Below are 24286 nucleotides of genomic sequence, written 5' to 3'. Positions count from 1 at the left end.
AACCTCTCCACAGTGACGCGGCAGGAGCGACGACCGGCCTGCCGCGACCGGGGGTTTTCGGGATCTGGGGGGATCTTTGCTGACGTCTGTCTTCATCGCCGCCGTTTCACTGGCCCTGTTCTGGATGGCGGCGTTCACCCTGTGGTGGCAGATGCACGCGTGGCGTACGCCCGAGGTGCTGGCCTCCACCCGGTTCAGCAGACCGGACGGGGGTGAACATGTCTCGTTCTCGCTCCTGCTGCCCGCGCGGCACGAGCAGGCCGTCCTCGACCACACCATCCAGCGCCTGCTGGAATCCAGCCACACCGACTTCGAGATCATCGTGATCGTCGGGCACGACGACCCCGAGACCACGGCGGTGGCCGAAGCGGCCGCCGAGCGCGATCCGCGCGTCCGGGTCGTCGTCGACACCCACGACAAGAAGAACAAGCCGAAGGCGATGAACACGGCGCTGCCGCACTGCCGCGGCGACGTCGTCGGGGTCTTCGACGCCGAGGACCAGGTCCACCCGGAGCTCCTCGCCCACGTCGACCACGCCTTCCGGACCACCGGGGCGGACGTCGTCCAGGGCGGCGTCCAGCTCATCAACTTCCACTCCAGCTGGTACTCCCTGCGCAACTGCCTGGAGTACTTCTTCTGGTTCCGGTCGCGGCTGCACCTGCACGCGCAGAAGGGGTTCATCCCGCTCGGCGGCAACACCGTCTTCGTCCGCACGGACGTCCTCCGGGAAGCCGACGGCTGGGACCCCGACTGCCTCGCCGAGGACTGTGACCTGGGGGTGCGACTGTCGTCCGTCGGCAAGAAGGTCGTCGTCGCCTACGACTCCGACATGGTCACCCGCGAGGAGACCCCGGGCAGCCTGATGTCCCTGCTCAAGCAGCGCACCCGCTGGAACCAGGGCTTCCTTCAGGTCTACCGGAAGAAGGACTGGAAGCAACTCCCGGGCTTCGGGCAGCGGTTGCTCGCCCGGTACACCCTCATGACCCCGTTCCTCCAGGCCTTCTCCGGCGTCGTCATCCCGCTCAACGTGGCGATCGCGCTCTTCCTCGATGTCCCCGTCAGCATCGCCTTCATCACCTTCCTGCCGGCCGTCACCGCACTGGTGACCTTCGTCTTCGAGCTCGTCGGACTGCACGACTTCGGCAAGCAGTACGGCCTGCGGGTGCGCTTCGTGCACTACCTCAAGCTGATCGTGGGCGGCCCCTTCTACCAGGTCCTCCTCGCCGGGGCCGCGATGCGCGCCGTCTGGCGTGAGCAACGCGGCCGCAACGACTGGGAGTTGACCAGCCACGTCGGGGCCCACCTCAACAACACGGCGGTTATCCGAGAGGACGTCCCTGCGTGACCTCCACCCTTCCCGCGGTGACCGCTCCGAAGGTCCCCGCGCAGCGGCAGCCTGCGCCTGAAACGCGTCCGGCCGGTCGAACAACCCCGTCCAGGCGCCCCGACCTCCTCCTCTGCGGTGCCCTCCTCGTCGCGATCCTCGTCGTGCAGGGCTGGAACATCGCCTCCTACCCGACCCTCAGCGACGACGAGGGCACCTACCTCGCCCAGGCCTGGGCCGTCCAGGAGGGCAAGGGCCTCGCCCACTACACCTACTGGTACGACCACCCGCCGCTCGGCTGGATCCAGCTCGCCCTGCTCACCTGGATACCGAAGCTGCTCAGCCCCGACTCGATGACCGTCGGCTCGATGCGGGTCATGATGCTGCTGATCAGCGGCATCAGCGCCGTCCTCGTGTACGTGCTCGGGCGGCGGCTGTCCCTGCCCCGCTGGGCCGCCGGGCTCGGCATGGCCCTGTTCGGGCTCTCGCCGCTCTCCGTCGTCCTCCAGCGGGAGATCTTCCTCGACAACCTCGCGGTGATGTGGACCCTGCTGGCGTTCACCCTCGCCGCCTCCCCGAGCCGCCACCTCTGGCACCACTTCGGCGCGGGCATCGCGGCGGCGACGGCCGTGCTGACCAAGGAGACGATGCTCTTCGTCCTCCCCGCGGTCTTCGTCACCATGTGGCGGCACAGCCACCGCGAGACCCGCAAGTTCGCCCTCACCGGCGCCGTCACCGCCTGCACCCTGATCGGCCTGGCCTACCCCCTCTTCGCCCTGCTGAAGGGCGAGTTGCTCCCGGGCAGCGGGCACGTCTCGCTGTGGGACGGCGTCAAGTACCAGATGACCAGGCCCGGTTCGGGCTTCATCCTCGACGCCGGGTCCGGCTCGCACGGGGTGCTCACGTCCTGGCTCTACTACGACCGGGTCCTGCCCCTCGGCGGACTCGCCGGCGCGCTCCTGCTCCTCGCCACCTGGCGCTGGTCCGTCACCGCCCGCGCGCTCGCCGGACCCTCGCTGGCCGTGGGCATCCTCGCCCTGGTCGCGATGCGGCCCAGCGGCTATCTGCCCGCGATGTACATCATCCAGGCGCTGCCGTTCCTCGCCCTCGTCCTCGCCGGCGGCACCGCCTCGATCGCCCACGCGGTGCTCAACAGGCTGCGCTGGGTGGGCCGTTACGGCATCGCCGCGGTCCTCGCCGTCGCCGCCTGCGTGTACGTCGTACCGCGCTGGTACGACGGTGACCGCACCGCCGTCACCGCCGACGCCAACGCCCCCTACCGGGCCGCCGCGAAGTGGCTGGGGAGCGAGGTGGCCGAGCCGGAGGAAACGCGGGTACTCGTCGACGACGCGCTCTGGCTGGACCTGGTGCACTCCGGGTACCGGCCCGGGCTCGGCGCCATCTGGTTCTACAAGGCCGACCTCGACCCGGCGGTCACGAAGACGATGCCGCGCGGCTGGAAGGACCTCGACTACGTCGTGGCCTCGCCGACCGTGCGCCGCGACGCGGCCGACCTGCCCAACGTCAAGGCCGCCATCCAGCACTCGACGCCGGTCGCCGTCTTCGGCACCGGCGCGGACCGGATCGAGATCCGGCAGATCCAGCACGTCCAGGGAGGCGTCCGATGAGCCAGGAGTACACCGCACCGGTCCCGGACATCGAGGCGGCCGAAGTCGCCGAGCCCGCCGCCGTCACCATCGTCGTACCGACGTACAACGAGTCGGCGAACGTCCGCGAACTTCTGCACCAGATCACCGAGTCGGTGCCCGCGCGGCTGCCCTGTGAGGTCGTCTTCGTGGACGACTCCACCGACGACACCCCCGAGGTGATCCGTGAGGCCGCGAAGGACTGTCCCTTCCCGGTGACCGTCCTGCACCGGGACGAGCCGGTCGGCGGACTCGGCGGGGCGGTCGTGGAGGGCATGAAGGCCGCCGGGTCGGACTGGATCGTCGTCATGGACGGCGACTGCCAGCATCCGCCGTCCCTGGTACCGGAGTTGGTGGCGACCGGGCAGCGGGCGAACGCCGGGCTCGTCGTCGCCTCCCGGTACATCAAGGGCGGCAGCCGCGCCGGGCTCGCCGGCAGTTACCGCGTGGCCGTCTCCCGCGGGGCGACCTGGCTGACCAAGTCCCTGTTCCCGCGCAGACTGCACGGCATCAGCGACCCGATGAGCGGCTTCTTCGCGATCCGGCGCAGCGACATCGCCGCGGAGGCGCTGAGGCCGCTCGGCTACAAGATCCTGCTGGAACTGGCGGTGCGGAGCCGGCCGCGCGCGGTCACCGAGGTGCCGTTCGTGTTCCAGGAGCGGTTCGCGGGCGAGTCCAAGTCCACGGCAGAAGAGGGCCGCCGCTTCCTGCGGCACCTCGCCGGACTGCGCACGGCGACCCCGCTGGCCCGCATGGTCGTGTTCGGGCTGATCGGGCTCACCGGATTCGTGCCCAACCTGGTCGCGCTGTGGGCGCTCACGCACGCGGGCCTGCACTACCTGCCCGCCGAGATCGTCGCCAACCAGTTCGGCGTGGCCTGGAACTTCCTCCTCATCGAGAAGGTGCTCTTCCGGGACCGGCGCCGCCACCGGCACTGGGCCGACCGCACGGTCCGGTTCGCGCTGCTCGCCAACGCGGACCTGGTGCTGCGCATCCCGCTGATCGCGCTGCTGGTCACGCACTTCGGCCTGTCGGCGCTGCCCGCCACCGCGCTGGCCCTGGTCATCACGTTCGTCCTGCGCTTCGTCGGGACCGAAGCGCTGGTCTATCTCCCACGCCGTAGGAGCCGCACCGCATGAAGAACCGCCGCAGACCCGCCCTGTTGGGGGTGACCGCCCTCACGGCCGGTCTCCTCCTCGCCGTACCCCAACCCGCCTCCGCCGCCAACCTCATCAAGAACCCCGGCTTCGAGACCGCCGGCAGCGGCGACATGCCGTACTGCTGGGAGAAGTCCGGCTGGGGCGACAACGACTTCACGTTCACCACCACCGCCGACGCCCACTCCGGCTCCAAGGCCATGAAGGTCGAGCTCACCCGCCGGGTCGAGGGCGACCGCAAGGCGCTGATCACCGAGTCGGCCGAGTGCGCGCCGGGCGTGACGCCGGGCAAGCAGTACGACCTGGGCCTCTGGTACAAGTCGACCACCCCGGACACCGCCGTCACCCTCTTCCGGCACGACACCACCGCCGGCTGGCAGTACTGGACGGATCTGAAGACGCTGGAGATGGCGGGTAGTTGGACGCAGGCGAGCGTCCGCACCCCCGAGGTCCCCACCGGCACCGACCGGATCACCTGGGGCGTCTCCGTCTACGGCACCGGCTCCGCGACCACCGACGACTACACGATGGAACAGGTCGCCGACCCGCTCCCGCCGGCGCAGTGCACCGGCACGGCGAACGAGTGCGCCAACGGCCGCTGGGACGTGCTGCCCACGCAGAACCCGGTGCGCTCCATGCACTCCGTCGTCCTCAACAACGGCAAGGTGCTGCTGATCGCGGGCTCCGGCAACAGCGAGGAGCAGTTCAACGCGGGCACCTTCACCTCGGCCGTCTACAACCCGGCCACCGGCACCTACAAGGTCATCCCGACCCCGAAGGACATGTTCTGCGCCGGGCACGTCCAGCTCCAGGACGGGCGGGTGCTGGTGATGAGCGGCAACAAGGCGTACCCGGTCGTCGGCGGCCACGGCTACGAGGGCTTCAAGGACTCGTACATCTTCGACCCGGTCACCGAGACGTACAGCAAGACGAACGACATGAACGACGGCCACTGGTACCCGTCGGCGACCGTCCTCGGCAACGGTGACGTCATCTCCTTCGGCGGGCTGCGCGAGGACTCGACCGGTTCGGTGACGGCCGAGCTGTTCTCCCAGGCGGAGCAGCAGTGGCAGCCGCTGTGGAAGGTCAACCAGACCTGGTCGTACTGGGGTCTGTACCCGTCGATGATCCTGATGCAGGACGGCCGGCTCTTCTACTCGGGCAGCCATGTCTTCGGCAACAACATCCCGGGCACCGGCAGCGCGATCTACGACTACGGCGCCAACACGGTCACCCAGGTGCCCGGCCTCCAGAACAAGGACGAGCGCGACCAGTCGGCGAGCGTGCTGCTGCCCCCGGCGCAGGACCAGAAGGTCCTCACCCTCGGCGGCGGCAACATCGACTCCAACCCGGAGGCGAACCGGCTGACCGACGTCATCGACCTCAAGCAGCCCAACCCGGCGTACGTCGCCGGTCCGCCGCTCCCGCAGGGCACGGTCGACCTCGGCAACGGCCCGCAGCCGGAGACCGGCAACCAGGGCAAGATGTACGTCTCCGCGGTCCTGCTGCCGGACGGCAAGGTGCTGGAGACCGGCGGCGGTCTGCACAACCGGGCCAACCCCGTCCACGAGTCCTCGCTCTACGACCCCGACACCGGCACGTTCGACCCGGTGGCCGCCGACCCCGAGGCCCGTGGCTACCACTCCTCGGCGTTCCTGCTGCCCGACGGCCGGGTCATGGCGACCGGTGACAACCCGGGCAACGGCACCTGGAACCACAACGTGTCGATCTACACCCCGCCGTATCTCCTCAAGGGCACGCGGCCGTCGATCACTTCGGTCATCGACACCGAGTGGACGTACGGCGACACCCAGCGCATCACCGTCGACCGGCCCATCGCCAAGGCCGAGTTGATCCGCCCGGCCGCGGTGACGCACTCCTCCGACCCCAACCAGCGGTTCGTGGACCTGCCGCTGTCGGTGGACGGCAACAACGTCGACCTGAACGTGACGAGCAACCCCAATCTGGCGCCGCCCGGCTGGTACATGCTCTTCGCGGTGGACGCCAACGGGGTGCCGTCGGTGGCCAAGTGGGTCCACTTGCAAGGCCCGGCCGCGCTGAGTGCGACGGACGCCTCGGCCCACGTCCACTCCTTCGCCGACGACCTCTCCGGCAAGGTCACCGGGCCCGGCAAGAAGCGCACCTCGCAGAAGGTCAGCCCGACCGTCTCCGGCTGCGACCGCCACTACGGCTCGCTCAACGTCTGCGTGCCCACGGCGTTCCCGAAGGAGGTGAAGGCGACTACGTCGGCCCGCTGCACCTGGCTGAAGAAGAACGACTACGGCCGCCTGAAGGTCAACGGCAAGGACGACCCGCTGGGGTTGGACCGGAACAAGGACGGGATCGCCTGCGGAAAGGCGGACATCAGGAAGGGGTAGCCCCCGTAGCCCCCGTAGCCCCTATCCCCTATCCCCTAACCGCCGAACTCTTCCAGGGCGCGCGTCACGATGGCCTCCAGCTGTTCGTGGTGCGCGCCCTTCCAGTACGCCCGCCCGCAGTCCGCGCACTGCGCGAACACGTCGTACGACCGGTGCGTGCCGCCCGCCAGCTGGTCCGCGACCTCCTCCTTCGTGGCCTCCTTGAGCAGGCCGTTGCAGGCGGTGCAGCGGGTCCAGGGCCGCAGCTCGGGGCGGAAGCGGTCGAGGATGTCGTCGAGCTGTTCCTCGGGGCGGGTGCTGTAGACGTACGCGCCGGCCCACAGTTCGCGGCGCCGCAGCAGCCCCCGGTCGCGGCTGAGCATGACGCGCCGCTCGGCGGCGGAGAGTGCGGCGAGGGCCGGGTCGCCGAGGTCCGTCGACTCGTACGCCGTGTCCACGCCGAGCAGCCGCAGCCGGCGGGCGAGGGTGCCGAGGTGGACGTCGAGGAGGAAGCGGAGCGGGGCGCCGGGGACCCGCTGGGGCCGGGTGACGGGCCGGACCTCCACATGGTCGCCCGCCACGGGGACGTACGACGTGGGCACCTCGCGGCCGTCGACCACCAGCGTCCCGGCCTCGGTGAGCGGGACGCCGAGGGACTCGACGACATGGCCGAGGGTGGAGACGCCGTCGGTGGTGACGGGGGTGGCTCCGGACCGGCGTCCGTGCGGGACGAACAGGGCCAGTTCGGGGGCGACTTCGAGGTGGATCTCCGGTCCGTTCACCCGGCCAGGATGTCACGGCCGACGCCCATGGCCTCAGCTGTTTTTCGTGGTGAGGCCGTTGGCGAGGACGTCCAGGGCGCGGTCGAGGAGGTCGGCGAGATCGTCCTGGAAGTCGTTCTCCGCCCAGTAGCGGGAGATCTCCGCGAGTCCGGCGACCACGGACATCGTGTAGACGCGCACCTCCAGGCTGTCCACGTCGCGCCCGGTGCGTTCCGCGATGCCCTCGGCGAGCATGTGGGAGGCGACCGACATGCTCTCCATCATCCGGGCGCGCACGGTGGGGACCTGGACCATCAGGTGCGCCCGGATGCGGGTGATCTCGGGTTCCCGGTCGTGGCCGAGGCGGACGGCCTTGTGCATGATGTGCCGCACCGACTCCGTCCACGGCTCGTCCTTGGGCCGGGCCTTCAGCTCCTCCAGGATGAGCGCGTCGTGCTCGTCCGTGAGGACGATGTCCTCCTTGGTGGGGAAGTAGCGGAAGACCGTGGACGGCGACACCTCGGCGCGGTCGGCGATCTGCTCGATCGTGGTGGCGTCGTAGCCCTGTTCCTCGATGAGGGCGTACGTCGCGTCGCGGATCGCCGTCCGGGTCTTGATCTTCTTCCGCTCACGGAGTCCCAGCTGGGGGACGTCCGTGGGCGGAGAGGTACGTGCGGGTGTCATGGATGCCATTGTCAGGCATCCGCCGGCTCGGGAGCCATGTCCGGGGTGGTCGCGGTCTCCTCGGTCTTCGGGGTTCCGGGCAGGAAGGCCGCCGCGAGGAGTGCCGCTACGAGGGCGGCGGCGCCGCAGACCAGCAGGATGACGCTCATGCCGTGGACGTAGGCGCTGTCGGCGGAGGCCAGCAGGTCGGCCGAGCCGGTCTTCTGGGCCACGAGGTGGGCCGCGATCACGGATTCTCCGGCGGTGTCGGCGGCCTGTGCGGGCAGCCCGGTGACGTCGAGCCGGTCGCGGAAGATGCTCGCGAGCAGGCTGCCGAGGAGGGCGATGCCGATCGCGCCGCCGACCTGGCGCAGGGTGGTCAGGAGGCCGGAGCCGCTGCCGGCGCGGTCGCGGGGCAGGGTGCCGAGGGCGCCGTTCATGGAGGGGATGAGGGAGAGGCCGAAGCCGAGGCCGGTGACCGAGAGCCACAGCGCGGTGAAGCCGTAGCCGGAGTCGGTGGTCGTACGGCTGCCGAGGAACGCGGCGAACGCCAGCACCACCAGTCCGGCGCTGACCGTGGCCCGGGCGCCGAAGCGGGTGACGACCAGTGGGGCGAGGCGGGTGGCGACGAGCAGTCCGCCCATCATCGGCAGCAGCCGCACGCCGGTGCCGAGGGCGTCGTTGCCGAGGACGGCCTGGAGGTAGGGCGGCAGGACGAACAGCAGGCCGGACAGGACGAACATCACCAGGGTCGCGGCGAGGGTGTTGAACAGGAAGCCGCGGTGGGCGAGCAGGGACATGTCGAGCATCGGGCGGGCCTGCCGGCGCTCCCGCAGGACGAGGGCGGTCAGCAGGACGACCGCGCCCGCGATCATGCCGAGGACCAGCGCGTCGGTCCAGCCCCGGGTGGGGGCCTCGATGATCGCGTAGATCAGGGCGCCGAGGCCGGTCGCGGTGAGCGCGGTGGAGACGGTGTCGACCTTGGGGGAGGCGGGGTCGCGGGTCTCGGGGAGCAGCAGCACGCAGGCGATGATGCCGATCGCGGCCATCGGGACGTTGATCAGGAAGACCGAGCCCCACCAGAAGTGGTTGAGCAGCCAGCCGCCCATGATCGGGCCGAGCGGCAGGCCGAGCGCGCTGGCGGCGGAGATGATGCCGACGGCCTTGGCGCGCTCGTCGGCGCCGAACAGCGAGGGCAGCACGGAGAGCGCGAGCGGGGTGACGAGGGCACCGCCGATGCCCATCAGGGCTCGGGCGGCGACGACCCAGTTCACGTCGTCGGCCAGGGCGCCGACCAGGGACGCGGCGAGGAAGACGCCGAGCCCGACGACGAGCATCCGGCGCCGGCCGAACCGGTCGCCGAGGAGGCCGGCGGGGAGCATCAACGCCGCGAAGACGACGACGTACGCGTCCGCCATCCACTGCTGCTCGCCGGTGCTCGCGCCGAGGTTGGCGGCCATGGTCGGCAGTGCCACGTTGAGGATCGTCATGTCGAAGCCGAGGGTCAGCATGCTCGCGACCAGGGCGCCGAGGGCCCACCAGCGGCGGGGGTCCGGAGTGAAGGTGTCCATGAAATGAGAGTAGCTGTCAAAATAGGGCGCCTGTCAATAGGGATTGCATGTCACAAGCTTGGGGGCACGAAAAAGGGCCACGGCTCGCAAGCCGTGGCCCTTCGGGAACTGCGGGTGGGTGCCGCTACGCGTGCTGGTACGCCACCAGGGAGATCCCCACGTAGTGGACGACGAACGCCGCCAGCGTGAACGAGTGGAAGACCTCGTGGAAGCCGAACCAGCGCGGGGACGGGTTCGGACGCTTGATGCCGTAGATGACGCCACCGGCGCTGTAGAGCACGCCGCCGACGATCACCAGGACCAGGACCGCGATGCCGCCGGTGCGCATGAAGTCCGGCAGGAAGAAGACCGCCGCCCAGCCCATCGCGATGTAGCAGGGGGTGTAGAGCCAGCGCGGGGCGCCCACCCAGAACACCCGGAAGATGATGCCGGCGAGCGCCGCGGCCCAGATGCCCCACAGCAGCCACTGCCCCTTCGCGCCGGGCAGCAGCAGCATCGTCAGCGGGGTGTAGGTGCCCGCGATGATCAGGAAGATGTTGGCGTGATCGAGTCTGCGCAGGACACCGTCCATGCGCGGGCTCCAGTTGCCGCGGTGGTAGAGGGCGCTCACGCCGAACAGCAGGCAGGCCGTCAGGGCGAAGATGCCGCAGGCGATCCGGCCCCGGGTCGAGTCGGCGAGGGCGGTGAGCACCAGGCCCGCTATGAGTACGGCCGGGAACATCCCGAGATGCAGCCAGCCGCGGAGCTTGGGCTTGACCGGGTGCGGGAGGGAGAGCGCCACGGGACCACGGCCGGCGGCCGAGGGGTCCAGGGGCGCGTCGGAGGCGGACGCAGTCATGCCCGGCATCGTACCTACGGACCCGTAAGTTGCGGATGAGTAGGGACTGAGAACCGGCCGAGAGTGGCCATCATCTCACGGGAGTTGGCCGCTTGGGAGCCCGGTCAAGGGACCGTCAAGCGAACTCAAAGTGCACGCATGGCAACACTCCGACACGTGGCAATGCTCACTCCGCTCACCTGTGATGCCTTCTGGACAGATGGGCACTCGGGACGGATGATCAGATGAGTGCGGTCGGCACCGGATGAGCGCCTAGGTCACCACCGAGAGGCGCTGGACGCATCCGGGTCGCAGCCCCCACGGGGCCTCCAACAAAAAATCCCTCATTTAGGAGCAATCGTGGCGCGCGACATCGCGGCTCCCCCCGTCATCCCCACCAAGCACCAGGAACTGATCTCGTGGGTGAACGAGATCGCCGAACTGACCCAGCCGGACAACGTGGTCTGGTGTGACGGATCCGAGGCCGAGTACGAGCGCCTGTGCGAGGAGCTCGTCGCGAAGGGCACCTTCAAGAAGCTCGACCCGATCAAGCGCCCCAACTCCTACTACGCGGCCTCCGACCCGACCGACGTCGCGCGCGTCGAGGACCGCACCTTCATCTGCTCCGAGAAGGAGGAGGACGCGGGCCCGACCAACCACTGGAAGGCCCCCGCGGAGATGCGGGAGATCTTCGCCGGCGAGAAGGGCGTCTTCCGCGGCTCCATGAAGGGCCGGACGATGTACGTCGTCCCGTTCTGCATGGGCCCCCTCGGCTCGGACCTCTCCGCGATCGGCGTCGAGATCACCGACTCGGCGTACGTCGCCGTCTCCATGCGCACCATGACCCGCATGGGGCAGCCGGTCCTCGACGAACTCGGCTCGGACGGCTTCTTCGTCAAGGCCGTCCACACCCTCGGCGCGCCCCTCGCGGAGGGCGAGGCGGACGTCCCCTGGCCGTGCAACTCCACCAAGTACATCTCGCACTTCCCCGAGAGCCGCGAGATCTGGTCCTACGGCTCCGGCTACGGCGGCAACGCCCTGCTCGGCAAGAAGTGCTACGCCCTGCGCATCGCCTCCGTCATGGCGCGCGACGAGGGCTGGCTGGCCGAGCACATGCTGATCCTCAAACTGACGCCCCCGCAGGGCGAGTCGAAGTACGTGGCCGCCGCCTTCCCGTCCGCCTGCGGCAAGACCAACCTCGCCATGCTGGAGCCCACGATCTCCGGCTGGACCGTCGAGACGATCGGCGACGACATCGCCTGGATGCGCTTCGGTGAGGACGGCCGCCTGTACGCCATCAACCCCGAGGCCGGCTTCTTCGGCGTCGCGCCCGGCACCGGTGAGCACACCAACGCCAACGCGATGAAGACGCTGTGGGGCAACTCGGTCTTCACCAACGTGGCGTTGACCGACGACGGCGACATCTGGTGGGAGGGCATGACGGAGGAGACCCCGGCCCACCTCACCGACTGGAAGGGCAACGACTGGACGCCGGCGTCCGAGACCCCGGCCGCCCACCCCAACGCCCGCTTCACCACCCCCGCCGCGCAGTGCCCGATCATCGCGCCCGAGTGGGAGGACCCGAAGGGCGTGCCGATCTCGGCGATCCTCTTCGGTGGCCGCCGCGCCTCGGCCGTGCCGCTGGTGACGGAGTCCTTCGACTGGAACCACGGCGTCTTCCTCGGCGCCAACGTGGCCTCCGAGAAGACCGCCGCCGCCGAGGGCAAGGTCGGCGAGCTGCGCCGCGACCCGTTCGCCATGCTGCCGTTCTGCGGCTACAACATGGGCGACTACATGGGCCACTGGGTCGACGTGGCCAAGGACAAGGACGCCACGAAGCTCCCGAAGATCTACTACGTCAACTGGTTCCGCAAGAACGACGAGGGCAAGTTCGTCTGGCCCGGCTTCGGCGAGAACAGCCGCGTCCTGAAGTGGATCGTGGAGCGTCTCGACGGCAAGGCCGAGGGCGTCGAGACCCCGATCGGCATCCTGCCGACGAAGGCCGCGCTGGACACCGACGGCCTCGAACTCGACGACAAGGACCTCGACTTCCTGCTCACCGTCGACAAGGAGGTCTGGCGCGAGGAGGCCGCGCTGGTCCCCGAGCACCTCAACACCTTCGGCGAGCACACCCCGAAGGAACTGTGGGACGAGTACCGGGCACTGGTGCAGCGCCTGGGCTAGAGCCCGCAGGACACAAGGCTCCGCGGCCGGTTGGGGATGTGCCCTGACCAGCGATCGTCACGGCCGGCCGCGGTGTGAACCGACGAGGTTCCGTACAACGGCGTGCGGAGCCATGGGCCTGTCGTTGTGACCCCGTCCGCCCCGATGGGAACACAACGACAGGCCTTCGTCTTTTTCGGTCATCACCTCTGTGCGGGCGGGGATTTCGCGGGACACTCGGGACATCCTGCAACGAACCCCGAAATGAGGTGAGCGGGGTGCGCACACCGGTCAGCGACCCTTTGAAGGTGGGGCCGTACCGTATCGTCGGGCGGCTCGGCTCCGGCGGCATGGGCTGGGTGTATCTCGGGCGCTCGCCCGCCGGGCGTGAGGTGGCGGTGAAGGTGGTGCGCCCCGAGCTGGCGGCGGAGTCCGAGTTCCGGGAACGCTTCGCGCGCGAGGTCGCGGCCGCCCGCGTCGTCAGCGGCGCCTACACCGCTGCGGTCATCGACGCCGACACCGAGGCCGAACTGCCCTGGCTGGCCACGATGTACGTGCCCGGCCCGTCCCTCGCGGAAGCCGTCCGCACGGACGGACCCCTCCCCGAGAACCAGGGGCGCCGGCTCGGCGCGTTCCTCGTGGAGGCCTTGCAGGCCGTGCACGCGGCCGGGGTCGTGCACCGGGACCTCAAGCCGTCCAACGTGCTGCTGGCCTCCGACGGGCCGCGCGTCATCGACTTCGGCATCTCCCGGGTCGCCGGGGCGCCCGGCCTGACCCGGGTCGGACTCGTCGTGGGCACCCCGCCGTTCATGTCGCCGGAGCAGATGAAGGGCGCCCAGGCCGGGCCGGAGAGCGATGTGTTCTCCCTCGGCGGGGTGCTGGTGTACGCCCTCTCCGGGCATCCGCCGCACGGCATGGGGGAGGCCGTCCGCTACCAGGTCGTCTTCGGCGACCCCGACCTCGACGGCGTACCGCAGACCATGCGGCCGTTGATCGCGCACTGCCTCGCCAAACGGCCCGCGGACCGGCCCCGGCTGGCGGAGCTGCTGGCCGAACTCCTCGACGAGGCCCCGCAGTCACCGTCCTGGCCGCCTCCCAAGGTGCGGCGCACCATCGAGGTCCGGGTGAGCGAGCTGAACGCCCGCCGCAAGGCCGGTACGAGCGTCTCGGTGCCGTCCTGTCTGATGCTGCACGCCCAGGCCCTGCTGGACGCCGGGCTCACCGACGCGATGGTCGCCCGGGCGGTGGACCGTGGTACCGCCTGAGCACTCGACCGGCCCCGCCCATGAGATCGGCACGTACTGGCGGCAGTTGGTGCGGAACTGGGCGGCGGGCCGGAATCTGCACATCGTCACCGACACCGATTCCGTGTCCCTGCAATGCGATATCGAGGAAACCGGTCGCCTGCTGACGGTCAGATTCATGACCACGAAACGGCTGCTGGTCGCCTTTGTCACCGACGGGAATTTCCTGCGCCATGACCAACTCGCCGTCGCGGCAGCGGCGTCGAACGCATGGAATACCGAACAACTGAATCCCATGTTGTCCGTGTGGGATGTTCGAGGCCCTCGACCCTGTCTCGCTGGGGTGTGCGATCTGCCTCTGACCTGCCGTATCGCCCAAGCGGACTTCGATGCTTTGGCCAGTGATTGGGTGGAACGGGCGCGGCAGATGTTCACCCGTTGTCATCAGGTGTTCCAGTTGTAGAAGGGAAGGGTGTGAGGTCTTTCAATTGGCCTCAACCCCTTTCGGACAGGCGATGGTTGCCTCCACTATGGGCCAGGGCCTTTGTCGGGCCACGGGGGATGTGGCCGGTGGGTCACAGGGGGTGCCCATGAGGCGTTTTCTCTGTCTCGTTCTGCTGCTGGGTTGTCTCGGCGTTCCGGCGGCCGCGGTTCCCGCGAGCGCCGCCGACTCGTGCGAGGGGACCTTCGCGCAACGGCTGCGCTGCTGGGCCCAGGGGATGGGGGACCACACGGTCGCCGTCACCCTGGACCGCAAGCTCGCGTTCAACGGTGACCAGGCCGACCGCGCAGCCGTCGCCGCGACCGTGCTGAAGCACCGCCACAACCTCGAAGTGCGCGTCCCCGCCGGGGCCACGACCGACCAGGGCGGTACGGCCCTGCTGGTGCTGGCCGGCCACCGGCTCGTCCACCCCGACGCCCACGTCACCCGGCTGACCCAGACGCAGGTCACGGAGCTGAGGAACGCGGGCGCGTGCAGCCCGCGCCCCGGGGATCTGTGCGCGGTGGTCGGCCCGAAGGCCGGCGGGCCCGGCTATCTGACCGGCCGCGACCTGATCGGCTTCGAGGGCATCGCCGCGCTGCCGCAGACCGAGTACTCCCTGGCGGCGCAGGACGACTCGGGCCTCGGCCTCAAGGACTGGCTCCTGATCGGCATGACCGCCCTGCTCGCCCTGCTCCTGGCCGGTTTCGTCCTCGCCGTCCGCCGCTCGTCCACGCCTCAGCCGGCGCTCGCCGGCGCGGGCACCGGCCACCACCGCTCGGCCGACGAGCCGACGGTACGCGTCAGGGCCGCGGCACCCCGCCACGCCCGCAGGCCGACGGGCCCGACGAGCACCGCGGTCGTCCGCACCGACCTGCACCCGCAGGGCTACGTCGAACTCGACCGCGTCCTCTACCGCGCGACCTGGGCGGACCCGAGCCGCCCCCCACCCGCCCCCGGCGCCAAGGTCGACGTCACCCACCCCCGGGACACCGACCTCCTCCACGCCTACCCACCCCAACCAACCGGCCCGGCCTGACGCATCCGCGCCACCAGGAGAAGCCCATGTCCAGCGAATACCCGCCCACCCTGCCGGCGGAGTACGCCGACATCGAGTTCGAGAACAACGCTCAGCGGCTGCCGCTCGTGCTGTGTCTCGACACCTCCAGTTCCATGGCGGGGCCGCCGATCCAGACGCTCAACAACGCCCTCGTGGAGTGGACCCGGGAGCTGCACGACGACGTCTCGCTCAGCTACAGCGTCGAGGTCGCGGTCGTCACCTTCGGTGGGCAGGGTGTGGCCGCCTGGCGCGGGCCGCAGCCGCTCGCGCCCGGGACCCCGGTGAGCCCGTTCGTGCCCGCGCACATGTTCCGGCCGCCGCAGCTAGCCGCCGCCGGCGTGACGCTCATGACCGAGGCCCTGGAGCTGTCGATGCAGATCGTCGCGGCCCGCAAGGCCGAGCTGCGCGCCTCCGGCCTGCAGTACTACCGGCCGCAGATCTGCCTGGTCACCGACGGCATCCCCACCGACGCCACCGGCCACCGCACCGACGCCTGGCACCGGCTGGTCCCCGTCCTCGCCGAGGAGCAGAACGCCCGCCGCTTCCGGCTGTACGCGATCGGCGTCGGCGGCATCACCGACTTCGGCGAGCAGGTCCTGCGCGCGTTCGCCCCGAAGTTCAACGCCACCATCCAGGGCTTCCCGTTCCGCGAGCTGCTCCAGATGATGTCCGCGAGCGCCAACGCCGAGCAGAAGGGCGCGGGCGACGAGGTCTTCGAGAAGATCTTCAGCCAGTTCAAGACCCAGCGCCCGGCCTGGGAGAGCTAGGCGATGGCCGCGGACCGGGCCGGCTGGCGCATCCACGGCATGAGCGTCGAGGGCTACCGGCACCGCCGGGACGGGCTCCCCTGTCAGGACGCGTGCGCGCACACCGACGCGGGCCCGGTCGCCGTGCTCGCCGTCGCGGACGGCGCGGGCAGCCGGCCGCGCTCCGACGAGGGTTCGCGGCTCGCGGTGGAACTGGCCGCCGAGCACTTCGTACGACGGGCCGCCGCGCAGGCCCCGAGTCCGCCCGGCGAGGCCGTGCACGCGCTGCTCGTGGACGCCTACCGCGAGGTCACCAAGGTGTTCCTGGAGACCACGGGCGCCTCGGCCGCGGACTTCGCCACCACCCTCACCGTGGTCGTGCTGGCCCCGGACTGGCTCGGTCACCTCAGCGTCGGCGACGGCTTCGTCGTGCTGCGGGCGGGCAGCGAGGACGGTGAACGGCAGTTCCATCTGCTGCCGCAGCCGGTGGCGGCCGGCGAGTACAGCAACGAGACCGTCTTCCTCACCTCCCCGGACGCCGCCCGCTGGGTGCACACCGACTGTGTCGCCGACCCGGGCATCGACGGCGTACTGCTGTCCACCGACGGGCTCGCGCAGGCCGCGCTCTCCCGCTCCGGCGGCGGCGCGACCACCCCGAACGCCTCCTTCGTCGACGCCGTCTTCCGCTCCCTCGACACCCCCGGACCGGTCTCCGAGGCCGCCCACGACAACCTGGCCGCCCTCCTCAGGTCGGACCGGCTGACCGCGCTGAACGCCGACGACAAGACCCTGCTGCGGGCCGTGCGCAGGACGCGGCGATGAGCGGCCGCGTCGTCCACCTGGACGGGAAACCGGTCGTGCTCGCCGAGGCCCCGCTCAAGGGCGGCGGCCAGGCGGCCGTCTTCCCCGTGGAGGGCGACCACGGCACCGTCGTCAAGCTCTACCGCGACCCGCCGGGACCCGACCAGGAACGCCGGCTGGCCCGCATGCTCACCATGTCGCCGCTCGCCGCCCGCCCCACCGACCGGTCCCAGCCGCCCGAACTGGCCTGGCCGACCGCGCTCGCCCGCAGCCCCGAGGGCGCGTTCCTCGGCTATGCCATGCACCGCTTCGGCGAGCCCGAACACGTCCAGCTGGTCGGCCTGTTCACCCGCGCCCAGCGGCTCAGGCTGTTTCCCGAGGCGGACTGGCGGTTCCTGCTCGGCGTGTCCTGGAACCTCGCCTTCATGACCGCCCGCATGCACCACGACGACCTCGTCATCGGCGACTTCTCCAGCAGCAACGTGGTCGTCGACGGCAACGGCTTCGTCACCTTCCTCGACTGCGACTCCATCGCCTTCACCGACCCCGTCACCGGCGAGCCGTTCCCGTGCCTGATGCACACCACCGACTACTCCGCCCCCGAACGGCAGTCCGGCAGCCCCGCGACCCGCGCCAGCGACGACTTCGCGCTCGCCGTGCTCGTCTACCAGCTCCTCACCGCAGGCAACCACCCCTTCGGCGGCGTCCCGCACGAGAGCACCTCCGAGTCGACCGTCAAGGACAACATCGCCGCCAGCTGCTCCTACGTCGTCCGCCCCGAGCACGTCGTCATCCCGCGCGGCACCGTCGACCCCTCCGTCCTGCCGCCCGGCCTGCTCACCCTGGCCCGCGCCGCCTTCGGCCCCGGCGTCCACGCGCCCGCCGCCCGGCCCCCGGCGGAGGCATGGCTGCGCGCGCTGGACCAGGAGCGCTCACAGATCCGCGTCTGCCAGGCCCGCCCGCTGCACACGTACGGCGCCCATCTGCCGTCCTGCCCCTGGTGCGAGCGCGTCACCCGGACCCGCCACGACGTCTTCAACGGCCCCCGCCCGGTGCCGGTGCCGCCTCCGCCGCCCCCACCGCCTGTGCCCGTCCCGGCCGCGCACCGGTTCGGCGCGCTGAAGGTGGTGTGCGCGCTGGTGCTGCTGCTGGCGTTCATCGTGGTCGTGGCCGGACGGCTGGGCTGACCTCAGCCGGCCCGCCCCCGGTCCTCCAGATACCGCGTGTGCGACTCCTGCCGCCGCGCCTCGGTCTCCCGCAGCGCGCCCGCCAGCCGCTCGGCCTCCTCCTGGAGCAGCGTCAACTGCCGCTCCAGATGGCGTTCCGGCGCCTCCTGCCCCGGCGCGAGACGGGTCCACCACCTTGTGCGTACGAAGGTGTCGACGGCCTCGGGAACGTCCTGCCGTACGGCCCGCGAGAGCGTGTGCACGCCCTCCGGGTCCTGGGCCAGCAGCTCGGTGGCCCAGCCGGGGTCCAGCAACGCGGTGAGCAGCTCGGTCAGTTCGGTGAGGCGCCCGGCGGCGGCCGGGGGCAGCTCGACCTCCGCCAGATAGCCGCACAGCTTCTCGAAGTCACCGCGCAGCGCGTCCAGTTGGGCCGAGGCGTCCGGGAACTCCGGCAGCGCGGGCCGCTCCGGCGGGGCGACGAGGGCGCCCGCGCCGTACAGCCCCGCGACGACGACCGGCCAGTACGGTCCCGCCACCCCGGCCAGCGTGAGCGCCACTCCCACCAGCCCGCACGCGCTGCCCGCGATGTTCTTGCGGGACTCCAGATACCTACTGATAGCCACGGATCTCCTCGAAGGCGCCGTCCAGCGAGCCCTGTTGGGCGTCGAAGAGGCGGCCGCCGGTCAGGTCGGCGATGTGCTCCAGCTCGGACCGGTCGGAGTCGCCGAAGAGGATGGGGAAGACGGGGATCTGCCGTGCGGTGCCGTCGAGTCGCTCGTAGAAGTCGTCGAACTCGCCGGCGTCCGCCCCGGCCGTGTTCTCGCCGTCCGTCATCAGCACGATCGACGTGAACGTGTCCTCGTCGGCGCCCAGCCGGTCGTACGCCTTCTCCAGCGAGGTGTAGATGGCGGTGTCCCCGTCGGCTTCGAGACCCGCGGTGTCCTTCTTGATCGCGTCGAGCCCGGACTTCGGGTCGGCGGGGTCCACCACATGGGTCCGTACGCTCTTCACGTCCGACCCGAACGGCATCAGCGTCACCTCCTCGCGTTCCCGGAAGTCCCCGGTGAGGTCGGTGAGCGCCGCCTTCAGGCCGTCCAGGCGCTCGCCCTCCATGGAGCCCGAGGTGTCCAGGACGTACACGGTCCGCGAGGGGCGGCGCAGTTCGTTCTCGTACGAGTCGAGCAGCCCGTCGGCCACCGAACGGCTGCCGGGGAAGGGCAGTTCGCGCCGCCGGGTGGTGTCGAGCCCGGCCGCGGGCGCCACCCCGGCGACGACCGGGCGGCGGTGGGTGCGCTCGGTGATCTCGCGCTGGACCTCCGGGCTGCGCAGGGCCTCGCCCAGGCGCCGCACGGTGTCACGGTCCGTGGCGTCGGCCGAGGCGAGCGTGGAGAGCGGGTAGTCGGCGGTGACGACGCCGTCGCGGGGGCGGATCACGGTCAGGCCCGGGATGCCCTTGAGGACGGATTCGTAGTTGAGGAGCGCGTCGACGTTGCCGCGCCGCTTGTAGGCCGTCGCCAGCCAGCCCGACGACCCGGAGGTCAGCTTCTGGCCCCGGAAGAACTCCTTCAGCCGCGGGCCGGCCTCGGCGATGTCCGCGTCGGTGAGCGCGGACTGGGCGCCGGAGAGGGCCGAGGCGACCGAGATCAGCGTCGAGAAGCCGGAGTTGGAGCGGGACGGGTCCGTCATGCCGTAGGTCAGCCTGCCGTCCGCGACGGCCTTCTCGACCTGCGCCCAGGTCACGTCCTCGGGCTTCCAGCCCAGGTCGCGCAGGGTGGCGGGCTTGACGCCGAGGGCGACCGGGCTGGCCATGACGGTGGTCTCGGACACGATCTTCCGGGCCGCCTCGGGGCGCAGCCGCAGATAGTCGTTGGAGGACAGCCACACCGCGTCGAACCGCCCGTCCGCCTTGCCCTTCGCGAGCCGGTCGACGGCGTCCAGGGTGCCCGCGTAGGACAGCTCCACGGGGACGCCGAGGTCCGCGCCGACCCGCTCCAGGATCGGCTCCATGTCGCTCAGTTCGCTGGAGGCGAGGATGTGCAGCGCGTCGGGGTCCGACCCTCCGCCCTTCTCCTCACCGGCGGTGCAGCCGGCGAGCAGGGCGACGGCGGTGAGGGCGCACATCAGTGCTCGTCTCATCCGAGGCCCCCTTCCAGCGCACCCTGGGACCGGCTGCGCTCCAAGTACGCCGTGGCGTGCTGGAGTTCGGACGTCAGGGACTCAACCGTCGACGCCATCACCTCGGTCGCCTGCACCTTGTAGGTGTCGATGGCGTCGAGGGTGCGATAGATCTGCTGGAACGCCGACCGCAGGGTCTCCGCGCCCACGGCCGGGTCGGCGGCGATCCGCTGGATCTCCCCGCTCTGCGTGGCGAGCATCTCGGCGTTGCCCCGGATGAGGTCCTCGGTCGTCCCGCGCAACGCGTTGACCTGCTCGATGACCTTCTTCTGGTTGTCGAGCGCGGAGGCCAGCATCACGGAGATCCGCAGCGCCGACACGGTCGTGGTCGCGGCCCGGTCGACGCCCTTGATCAGCTCCTCGTTGTTGCGGCGTACGACGTCCATCGCGAGGTAGCCCTGCGCGCACACCGCCAGCTGGGTCAGCAGGTCCTGGTGCTTCTGCCGGACCGGGAAGAGCACGTCGGCCCGCAGGCTGTCAGCCTGCTGCGGGTCGGCGACCCCGTCGATGTGCTGCTCGACGGCCGTGTCCAGGGCCTCGGTCAGCACGACGTACTCCTGGAGCTTGCCCATGGTCTCCCACAGCCGCACCCTCTCGGTCTGCAACGCCGCGTTGTCCCGCCGCAGTTCGTCCTGCCCGCCGCGCAGCGCACCCACGATCCGGTTCAACGTCCCTTGCGCCGATGCGTACTTGGCCACGTAGTCCCGCACCTTGTTGCCACCCGGCAGCCGGGAGAGGAACTTCCGCCCCTTGGCGACAGCCAGGTCACGCGGGTCCAGGTCCTCGACCACCCGCCGCAGTTCGACGAGCGAACCGGCGACCTGGGCCTGTGCGTCCCCGCCCTTGTCGGGCAGGCTGCGCACGGTCCGTTCCAGCATCCGGTTGGACTGCGCGGCGGCGTTGCGCATGTCCCCGGCGCCCAGTCCGGTGATCTCGCCGACCTTCCCCGCGAACTCGGGGGAGCGGGCGTCGAGCGCCGCGAGCCCGGCCACATAGTCGGCGGCCTTCTGTGCCATCCCCGTACGGACGGAGTCCTCGACGGGCACCAGCCCGCCGGCCCGCTCCCGCGGCACGGCGGCGACGGCGTCGGGCGGCGTCAGCACGAAGTCGTTGTCGATGTCGGTCACTTGTCGTCCCCCGTAGCGCGGCGGGCCAGCTCGTGCAGCACCGCGGAGGTGGGCACGGGAGCCTGGCGGACGCCGGTCAGTTCCTGCTTGAGATGAGCGTCGGCCGAGCCGAACGCGGTGGCCGCCCCCTGCGGCCGGAACCCGTGCCGGACCAGCAGCTTGCGCAACTCCGGGTCGCTGGACAGGAGTTCGGCGAGCGCCCGCCCGTCTTCCGTGAGCGGTACGACGGTGTGGTCGCTGTTGACCGTGGTGTCCGGGTAGAGGACGACCAGGTCACCGGGCTGCTGCCCGCCCGACAGAAGCGAGGCGACCTGCGACTCGTACACCAGGACCAGCGGGTTGCCGACCCCGCTCACGAAGTCCCGGAACGAGGCGTCGGTGCTGGTCTGCTGGGTGCCCTGGACGCTGACGAGCTTCTTCAGCAGCGGCGCGGTGCGCGCGACGTCGGCGTCGCTCGCGACCACCTTGCCGCCGTTGGCGACGTAGGAGGTGGCGGCGAGATAGAGGGCGCCGGAGTTGGAGGACTCCGGGTCGGTGCTGGAGATGTAGAGCGTGCCGCTCAACTCCCCGTACTTCCCGGCCCCCTTGAGCTGCTGCCAGGTCCGCCCGGCGCGGGCCGCGTCGAGATACGCGCCCATGTCCAGGGTGCCGCGGCTCTTCCCGTCCAGCGTGGCCAGCCCGTTGCCCGCGAGCACCTCGGCGGCGCTTCGGTGCGCCACGACGACGAGGGGCGAGTAGAAGGGGCGGGGGAGGGTCCCCCGTACCTTGTACTTCTCGGCGAGCTCGACGGCCGGCGCCTGACTGGAGGGAAGGGCGAAGTCGTACCCCTTGAGGTCCAGCCCCTCCATGGCCCAGGACCCGGAGGTCTCGGCCTTCACGGTGTAGCCCTTGGCGGCGAGGGCCTTCACCACATCGGGATCGGCGAAGAACTCCGCCTTCTCCGACCCGATCACACCTTGCACGGTCTTCGTTGCCGTGCCCGCGTCCCCATCAGTGCGCCCTGCGACGACGGCCACCACCACGCCACCGACCAGCAGGATCGCGAGGACGATTCCGATGATTCGTCTCACAGGGGGAGAGTGCTCGCGGAACAAAACATTCCCCGGCGCGCAGGATGAACGGACGGTGTCCTACCGTCTCCGGTACTGCAACGCCGCTCAGGGGCGCGGGGAACTGCGCGACAAGCCACAACGAACCGGCACCCGCGAACCGGCATGAACCCCTACGGCGAGCAGCAAATCTGTGGCTCCCGGTCCGCGCGTCGCTGCGGGTGCACGCGGACCGGGGCCGTTTCTGGGTGTCAGCCGACGCTGCTCAATGCGTGGGCGTCCATACGCTCGGCGGCGAGGATCGCCACCGCTGTGTCGGCGCGCGATGCGGCAACCACCAGCGCCCGCCCCGCAAGGGCGTGCGCCCGCTCATGCAGAGCTGCGACGTCCCCCGCGCCCGAGGCCACCGCCCGGACCGGCGTACCGCCGCCCCGCAACCGCGTCACCTGCTCGGCGAGCCGCTCCGCGGCGGTGTCCAGGTCCGTGGACGGCTCAAGCGAACGCAGCTCGTCCGTCACCGCGAGCAACGCCGACAGATGCCCGGCGAGCTGGATGTCCAGCTCCTCCTCACGGCTGCGGTGCGGGAAGTCGGTGGTGGTGCCGGCCATCGTGCTGTGGACCGACTTGGTGCGGATCGGTTCGTACATGGGATGGCCTCCTGTGCTGTCAGGAAACCATCCTAGCTTAGATTCATTCTAAAGTTGGCTGCGATCGCGAAACTGAACCTACGGCTGGCTGTAACCGTCCAGGAAGTTCCCGATCCGCGTCACCGCATCCCGCAGATCACGCGCCGTCGGCAGTGTCACCACCCGGAAGTGATCGGGCTCGCTCCAGTTGAACCCGGTCCCCTGCACGACCATGATCTTCTCGCGCCGCAGCAGGTCCAGGACCAGCTGCCGGTCGTCCTTGATCTTGAAGACGTTGGGGTCGAGGCGCGGGAAGAGATACAGCGCCCCCTTGGGCTTCACGCAGCTCACCCCCGGGATCTGCGTCAGCAGCTCGTACGCCACGTCCCGCTGCTCCCGCAGCCGCCCACCGGGCAGCACCAGATCCTCGATGGTCTGCCGCCCACTGAGCGCGGCCACGACCCCGTGCTGCCCCGGCATGTTCGCGCACAGCCGCATGTTGGCGAGGATGGTCAGGCCCTCGATGTAGGAGTCGGCGTGCGCGCGCGGGCCGGAGATGGACATCCAGCCCACCCGGTACCCGGCCACCCGGTACGCCTTCGACATGCCGTTGAAGGTGAGGGTCAGCAGGTCGGGCGCGACGGATGCGGTCGGGATGTGCACCGCGTCGTCGTAGAGGATCTTGTCGTAGATCTCGTCGGAGCAGACCAGCAGGTTGTGGCGGCGCGCGATGTCCGTCAGCCCGCGGATCATGGCCTCGTCGTACACCGCCCCGGTCGGGTTGTTGGGGTTGATGATGACGATCGCCTTGGTGCGGTCGGTGACCTTCCGCTCCACGTCCGCGAGGTCCGGCATCCAGTCGGACTGCTCGTCGCACCGGTAGTGCACGGCCGTACCGCCGGACAGGGACACGGCGGCGGTCCACAGGGGATAGTCCGGGGACGGCACGAGCACCTCGTCGCCGTCATCCAGCAGCGCCTGCATCGCCATCACGATCAGCTCGGAGACGCCGTTGCCGATGAAGACGTGCTCGACGTCGGTCTCGATGCCGAGGGTCTGGTTGTGCATCACCACGGCCCGGCGCGCGGCCAGCAGGCCCTTCGCGTCGCCGTAGCCATGGGCCGACGACACGTTCCGCAGGATGTCCTCGAGGATCTCCGGCGGGCAGTCGAACCCGAAGGCGGCCGGGTTGCCGGTGTTCAGCTTGAGGATGCGGTGACCCGCCGCCTCAAGCCGCATGGCCTCCTCGAGAACCGGGCCCCGGATCTCGTAACAGACGTTGGCGAGCTTGGTCGACTGGATCACCTGCATGTCAGGGAGCTTACGGCCCGGTAACGACCCATGGGCGGTGT

The 24286-nt window shown here is 70.3% G+C and carries 21 protein-coding genes; 11 read left to right on the top strand and 10 right to left on the bottom strand.

Going from position 1 to position 24286, the window contains the following annotated elements:
* The first annotated feature begins 76 nt into the window (after window positions 1-76).
* The 4 genes from IQ210_RS24770 to IQ210_RS24755 are packed head-to-tail and all read left to right on the top strand — an operon-like array spanning window position 77 to window position 6505.
* Entirely contained in the window at window positions 77-1345 is a 1269-nt protein-coding gene (locus IQ210_RS24770) for a glycosyltransferase (protein ID WP_194081312.1), read from the top strand.
* Entirely contained in the window at window positions 1342-2952 is a 1611-nt protein-coding gene (locus IQ210_RS24765) for an ArnT family glycosyltransferase (RefSeq protein WP_194081311.1), read from the top strand. The genes IQ210_RS24770 and IQ210_RS24765 overlap by 4 nt, the downstream gene beginning before the upstream one ends.
* The gene (locus tag IQ210_RS24760; protein ID WP_194081310.1) at window positions 2949-4109 is read left to right on the top strand and encodes a glycosyltransferase; all 1161 of its coding nucleotides are present in this window, start codon (window positions 2949-2951) and stop codon (window positions 4107-4109) included. Before IQ210_RS24765 ends, IQ210_RS24760 begins: the two co-directional genes overlap by 4 nt.
* Window positions 4106-6505, top strand: coding sequence for a galactose oxidase-like domain-containing protein (locus IQ210_RS24755; protein WP_194081309.1), 2400 nt, complete (start codon window positions 4106-4108; stop codon window positions 6503-6505). Before IQ210_RS24760 ends, IQ210_RS24755 begins: the two co-directional genes overlap by 4 nt.
* Window positions 6506-6540: 35 nt before the next feature.
* On the opposite strand, the gene IQ210_RS24750 is transcribed toward IQ210_RS24755, so the two are convergent.
* The 4 genes from IQ210_RS24750 to trhA form a co-directional block, all read right to left on the bottom strand.
* Window positions 6541-7266, bottom strand: coding sequence for a Mut7-C RNAse domain-containing protein (locus IQ210_RS24750; protein WP_194081308.1), 726 nt, complete (start codon window positions 7264-7266; stop codon window positions 6541-6543).
* 33 nt (window positions 7267-7299) lie between these two features.
* Window positions 7300-7929: a TetR/AcrR family transcriptional regulator gene (locus tag IQ210_RS24745; protein ID WP_194081307.1), complete on the bottom strand. Its 630-nt coding sequence runs from the start codon at window positions 7927-7929 to the stop codon at window positions 7300-7302.
* An 11-nt stretch (window positions 7930-7940) separates the two neighbouring features.
* Window positions 7941-9479, bottom strand: coding sequence for a DHA2 family efflux MFS transporter permease subunit (locus IQ210_RS24740; RefSeq protein ID WP_194081306.1), 1539 nt, complete (start codon window positions 9477-9479; stop codon window positions 7941-7943).
* A gap of 124 nt (window positions 9480-9603) precedes the next feature.
* Complete coding sequence (gene trhA, locus IQ210_RS24735) at window positions 9604-10317, bottom strand: PAQR family membrane homeostasis protein TrhA (RefSeq protein WP_194081305.1); 714 nt, start codon at window positions 10315-10317, stop codon at window positions 9604-9606.
* Window positions 10318-10656: 339 nt separating this feature from the next.
* Here trhA and IQ210_RS24730 point away from each other — a divergent pair, with 339 nt between their 5' ends.
* The 7 genes from IQ210_RS24730 (at window position 10657) to IQ210_RS24700 (ending at window position 17978) form a co-directional block, all read left to right on the top strand.
* On the top strand, window positions 10657-12480 hold the full coding sequence (locus IQ210_RS24730; protein ID WP_194081304.1) for a phosphoenolpyruvate carboxykinase (GTP): 1824 nt from the start codon (window positions 10657-10659) through the stop codon (window positions 12478-12480).
* 287 nt (window positions 12481-12767) lie between these two features.
* Window positions 12768-13724 carry a serine/threonine-protein kinase gene (locus tag IQ210_RS24725; RefSeq protein WP_322656662.1) on the top strand — a complete coding sequence of 319 codons (957 nt, stop codon included), beginning with the start codon at window positions 12768-12770 and terminating at the stop codon, window positions 13722-13724.
* On the top strand, window positions 13711-14166 hold the full coding sequence (locus IQ210_RS24720; RefSeq protein ID WP_194081302.1) for a hypothetical protein: 456 nt from the start codon (window positions 13711-13713) through the stop codon (window positions 14164-14166). Before IQ210_RS24725 ends, IQ210_RS24720 begins: the two co-directional genes overlap by 14 nt.
* 127 nt (window positions 14167-14293) lie before the next feature.
* Window positions 14294-15223 (top strand): hypothetical protein, encoded by a 930-nt coding sequence (locus IQ210_RS24715; protein ID WP_194081301.1) that lies wholly within the window; start codon window positions 14294-14296, stop codon window positions 15221-15223.
* A gap of 26 nt (window positions 15224-15249) precedes the next feature.
* Window positions 15250-16011 (top strand): vWA domain-containing protein, encoded by a 762-nt coding sequence (locus IQ210_RS24710; protein WP_194081300.1) that lies wholly within the window; start codon window positions 15250-15252, stop codon window positions 16009-16011.
* Between the two features lie 3 nt (window positions 16012-16014).
* Window positions 16015-16812 (top strand): PP2C family serine/threonine-protein phosphatase, encoded by a 798-nt coding sequence (locus tag IQ210_RS24705; RefSeq protein WP_194081299.1) that lies wholly within the window; start codon window positions 16015-16017, stop codon window positions 16810-16812.
* Window positions 16809-17978 (top strand): hypothetical protein, encoded by a 1170-nt coding sequence (locus IQ210_RS24700; protein ID WP_194081298.1) that lies wholly within the window; start codon window positions 16809-16811, stop codon window positions 17976-17978. The genes IQ210_RS24705 and IQ210_RS24700 overlap by 4 nt, the downstream gene beginning before the upstream one ends.
* Before the next feature lie 2 nt (window positions 17979-17980).
* Here the strand turns inward: IQ210_RS24700 and IQ210_RS24695 are convergent, their stop codons facing one another.
* From IQ210_RS24695 to IQ210_RS24670, 6 genes are all read right to left on the bottom strand, one after another.
* Window positions 17981-18580 carry a hypothetical protein gene (locus IQ210_RS24695; protein ID WP_194081297.1) on the bottom strand — a complete coding sequence of 200 codons (600 nt, stop codon included), beginning with the start codon at window positions 18578-18580 and terminating at the stop codon, window positions 17981-17983.
* Entirely contained in the window at window positions 18567-20093 is a 1527-nt protein-coding gene (locus tag IQ210_RS24690; protein WP_194081296.1) for a substrate-binding and vWA domain-containing protein, read from the bottom strand. Before IQ210_RS24690 ends, IQ210_RS24695 begins: the two co-directional genes overlap by 14 nt.
* Entirely contained in the window at window positions 20090-21259 is a 1170-nt protein-coding gene (locus tag IQ210_RS24685; RefSeq protein ID WP_194081295.1) for a toxic anion resistance protein, read from the bottom strand. Before IQ210_RS24685 ends, IQ210_RS24690 begins: the two co-directional genes overlap by 4 nt.
* Window positions 21256-22329, bottom strand: a complete 1074-nt coding sequence (locus tag IQ210_RS24680; protein ID WP_194081294.1) for a substrate-binding domain-containing protein — start codon at window positions 22327-22329, stop codon at window positions 21256-21258. The genes IQ210_RS24685 and IQ210_RS24680 overlap by 4 nt, the downstream gene beginning before the upstream one ends.
* Before the next feature lie 230 nt (window positions 22330-22559).
* Window positions 22560-22955: an SCO4983 family protein gene (locus tag IQ210_RS24675; protein WP_194081293.1), complete on the bottom strand. Its 396-nt coding sequence runs from the start codon at window positions 22953-22955 to the stop codon at window positions 22560-22562.
* Window positions 22956-23033: 78 nt separating this feature from the next.
* Window positions 23034-24245: a pyridoxal phosphate-dependent aminotransferase gene (locus IQ210_RS24670; RefSeq protein WP_194081292.1), complete on the bottom strand. Its 1212-nt coding sequence runs from the start codon at window positions 24243-24245 to the stop codon at window positions 23034-23036.
* Window positions 24246-24286: the final 41 nt, after the last annotated feature.

This window comes from Streptomyces justiciae, from assembly GCF_015163075.1.
Lineage (GTDB): Bacteria > Actinomycetota > Actinomycetes > Streptomycetales > Streptomycetaceae > Streptomyces > Streptomyces justiciae.
This window is presented reverse-complemented; position numbering and strand designations above follow the sequence as displayed.

What these genes read in the sequence shown, in the direction of transcription:
- IQ210_RS24760 (WP_194081310.1), top strand. Translation starts at nt 2,949, where the DNA reads ATGAGCCAGGAGTACACCGCACCGGTCCCGGACATCGAGGCGGCCGAA.
- IQ210_RS24755 (WP_194081309.1), top strand. Translation starts at nt 4,106, where the DNA reads ATGAAGAACCGCCGCAGACCCGCCCTGTTGGGGGTGACCGCCCTCACG.
- IQ210_RS24745 (WP_194081307.1), bottom strand. Translation starts at nt 7,929, where the DNA reads ATGACACCCGCACGTACCTCTCCGCCCACGGACGTCCCCCAGCTGGGA.
- IQ210_RS24740 (WP_194081306.1), bottom strand. Translation starts at nt 9,479, where the DNA reads ATGGACACCTTCACTCCGGACCCCCGCCGCTGGTGGGCCCTCGGCGCC.
- trhA (WP_194081305.1), bottom strand. Translation starts at nt 10,317, where the DNA reads ATGACTGCGTCCGCCTCCGACGCGCCCCTGGACCCCTCGGCCGCCGGC.
- IQ210_RS24715 (WP_194081301.1), top strand. Translation starts at nt 14,294, where the DNA reads ATGAGGCGTTTTCTCTGTCTCGTTCTGCTGCTGGGTTGTCTCGGCGTT.
- IQ210_RS24710 (WP_194081300.1), top strand. Translation starts at nt 15,250, where the DNA reads ATGTCCAGCGAATACCCGCCCACCCTGCCGGCGGAGTACGCCGACATC.
- IQ210_RS24705 (WP_194081299.1), top strand. Translation starts at nt 16,015, where the DNA reads ATGGCCGCGGACCGGGCCGGCTGGCGCATCCACGGCATGAGCGTCGAG.
- IQ210_RS24700 (WP_194081298.1), top strand. Translation starts at nt 16,809, where the DNA reads ATGAGCGGCCGCGTCGTCCACCTGGACGGGAAACCGGTCGTGCTCGCC.
- IQ210_RS24690 (WP_194081296.1), bottom strand. Translation starts at nt 20,093, where the DNA reads ATGAGACGAGCACTGATGTGCGCCCTCACCGCCGTCGCCCTGCTCGCC.
- IQ210_RS24675 (WP_194081293.1), bottom strand. Translation starts at nt 22,955, where the DNA reads ATGTACGAACCGATCCGCACCAAGTCGGTCCACAGCACGATGGCCGGC.
- IQ210_RS24670 (WP_194081292.1), bottom strand. Translation starts at nt 24,245, where the DNA reads ATGCAGGTGATCCAGTCGACCAAGCTCGCCAACGTCTGTTACGAGATC.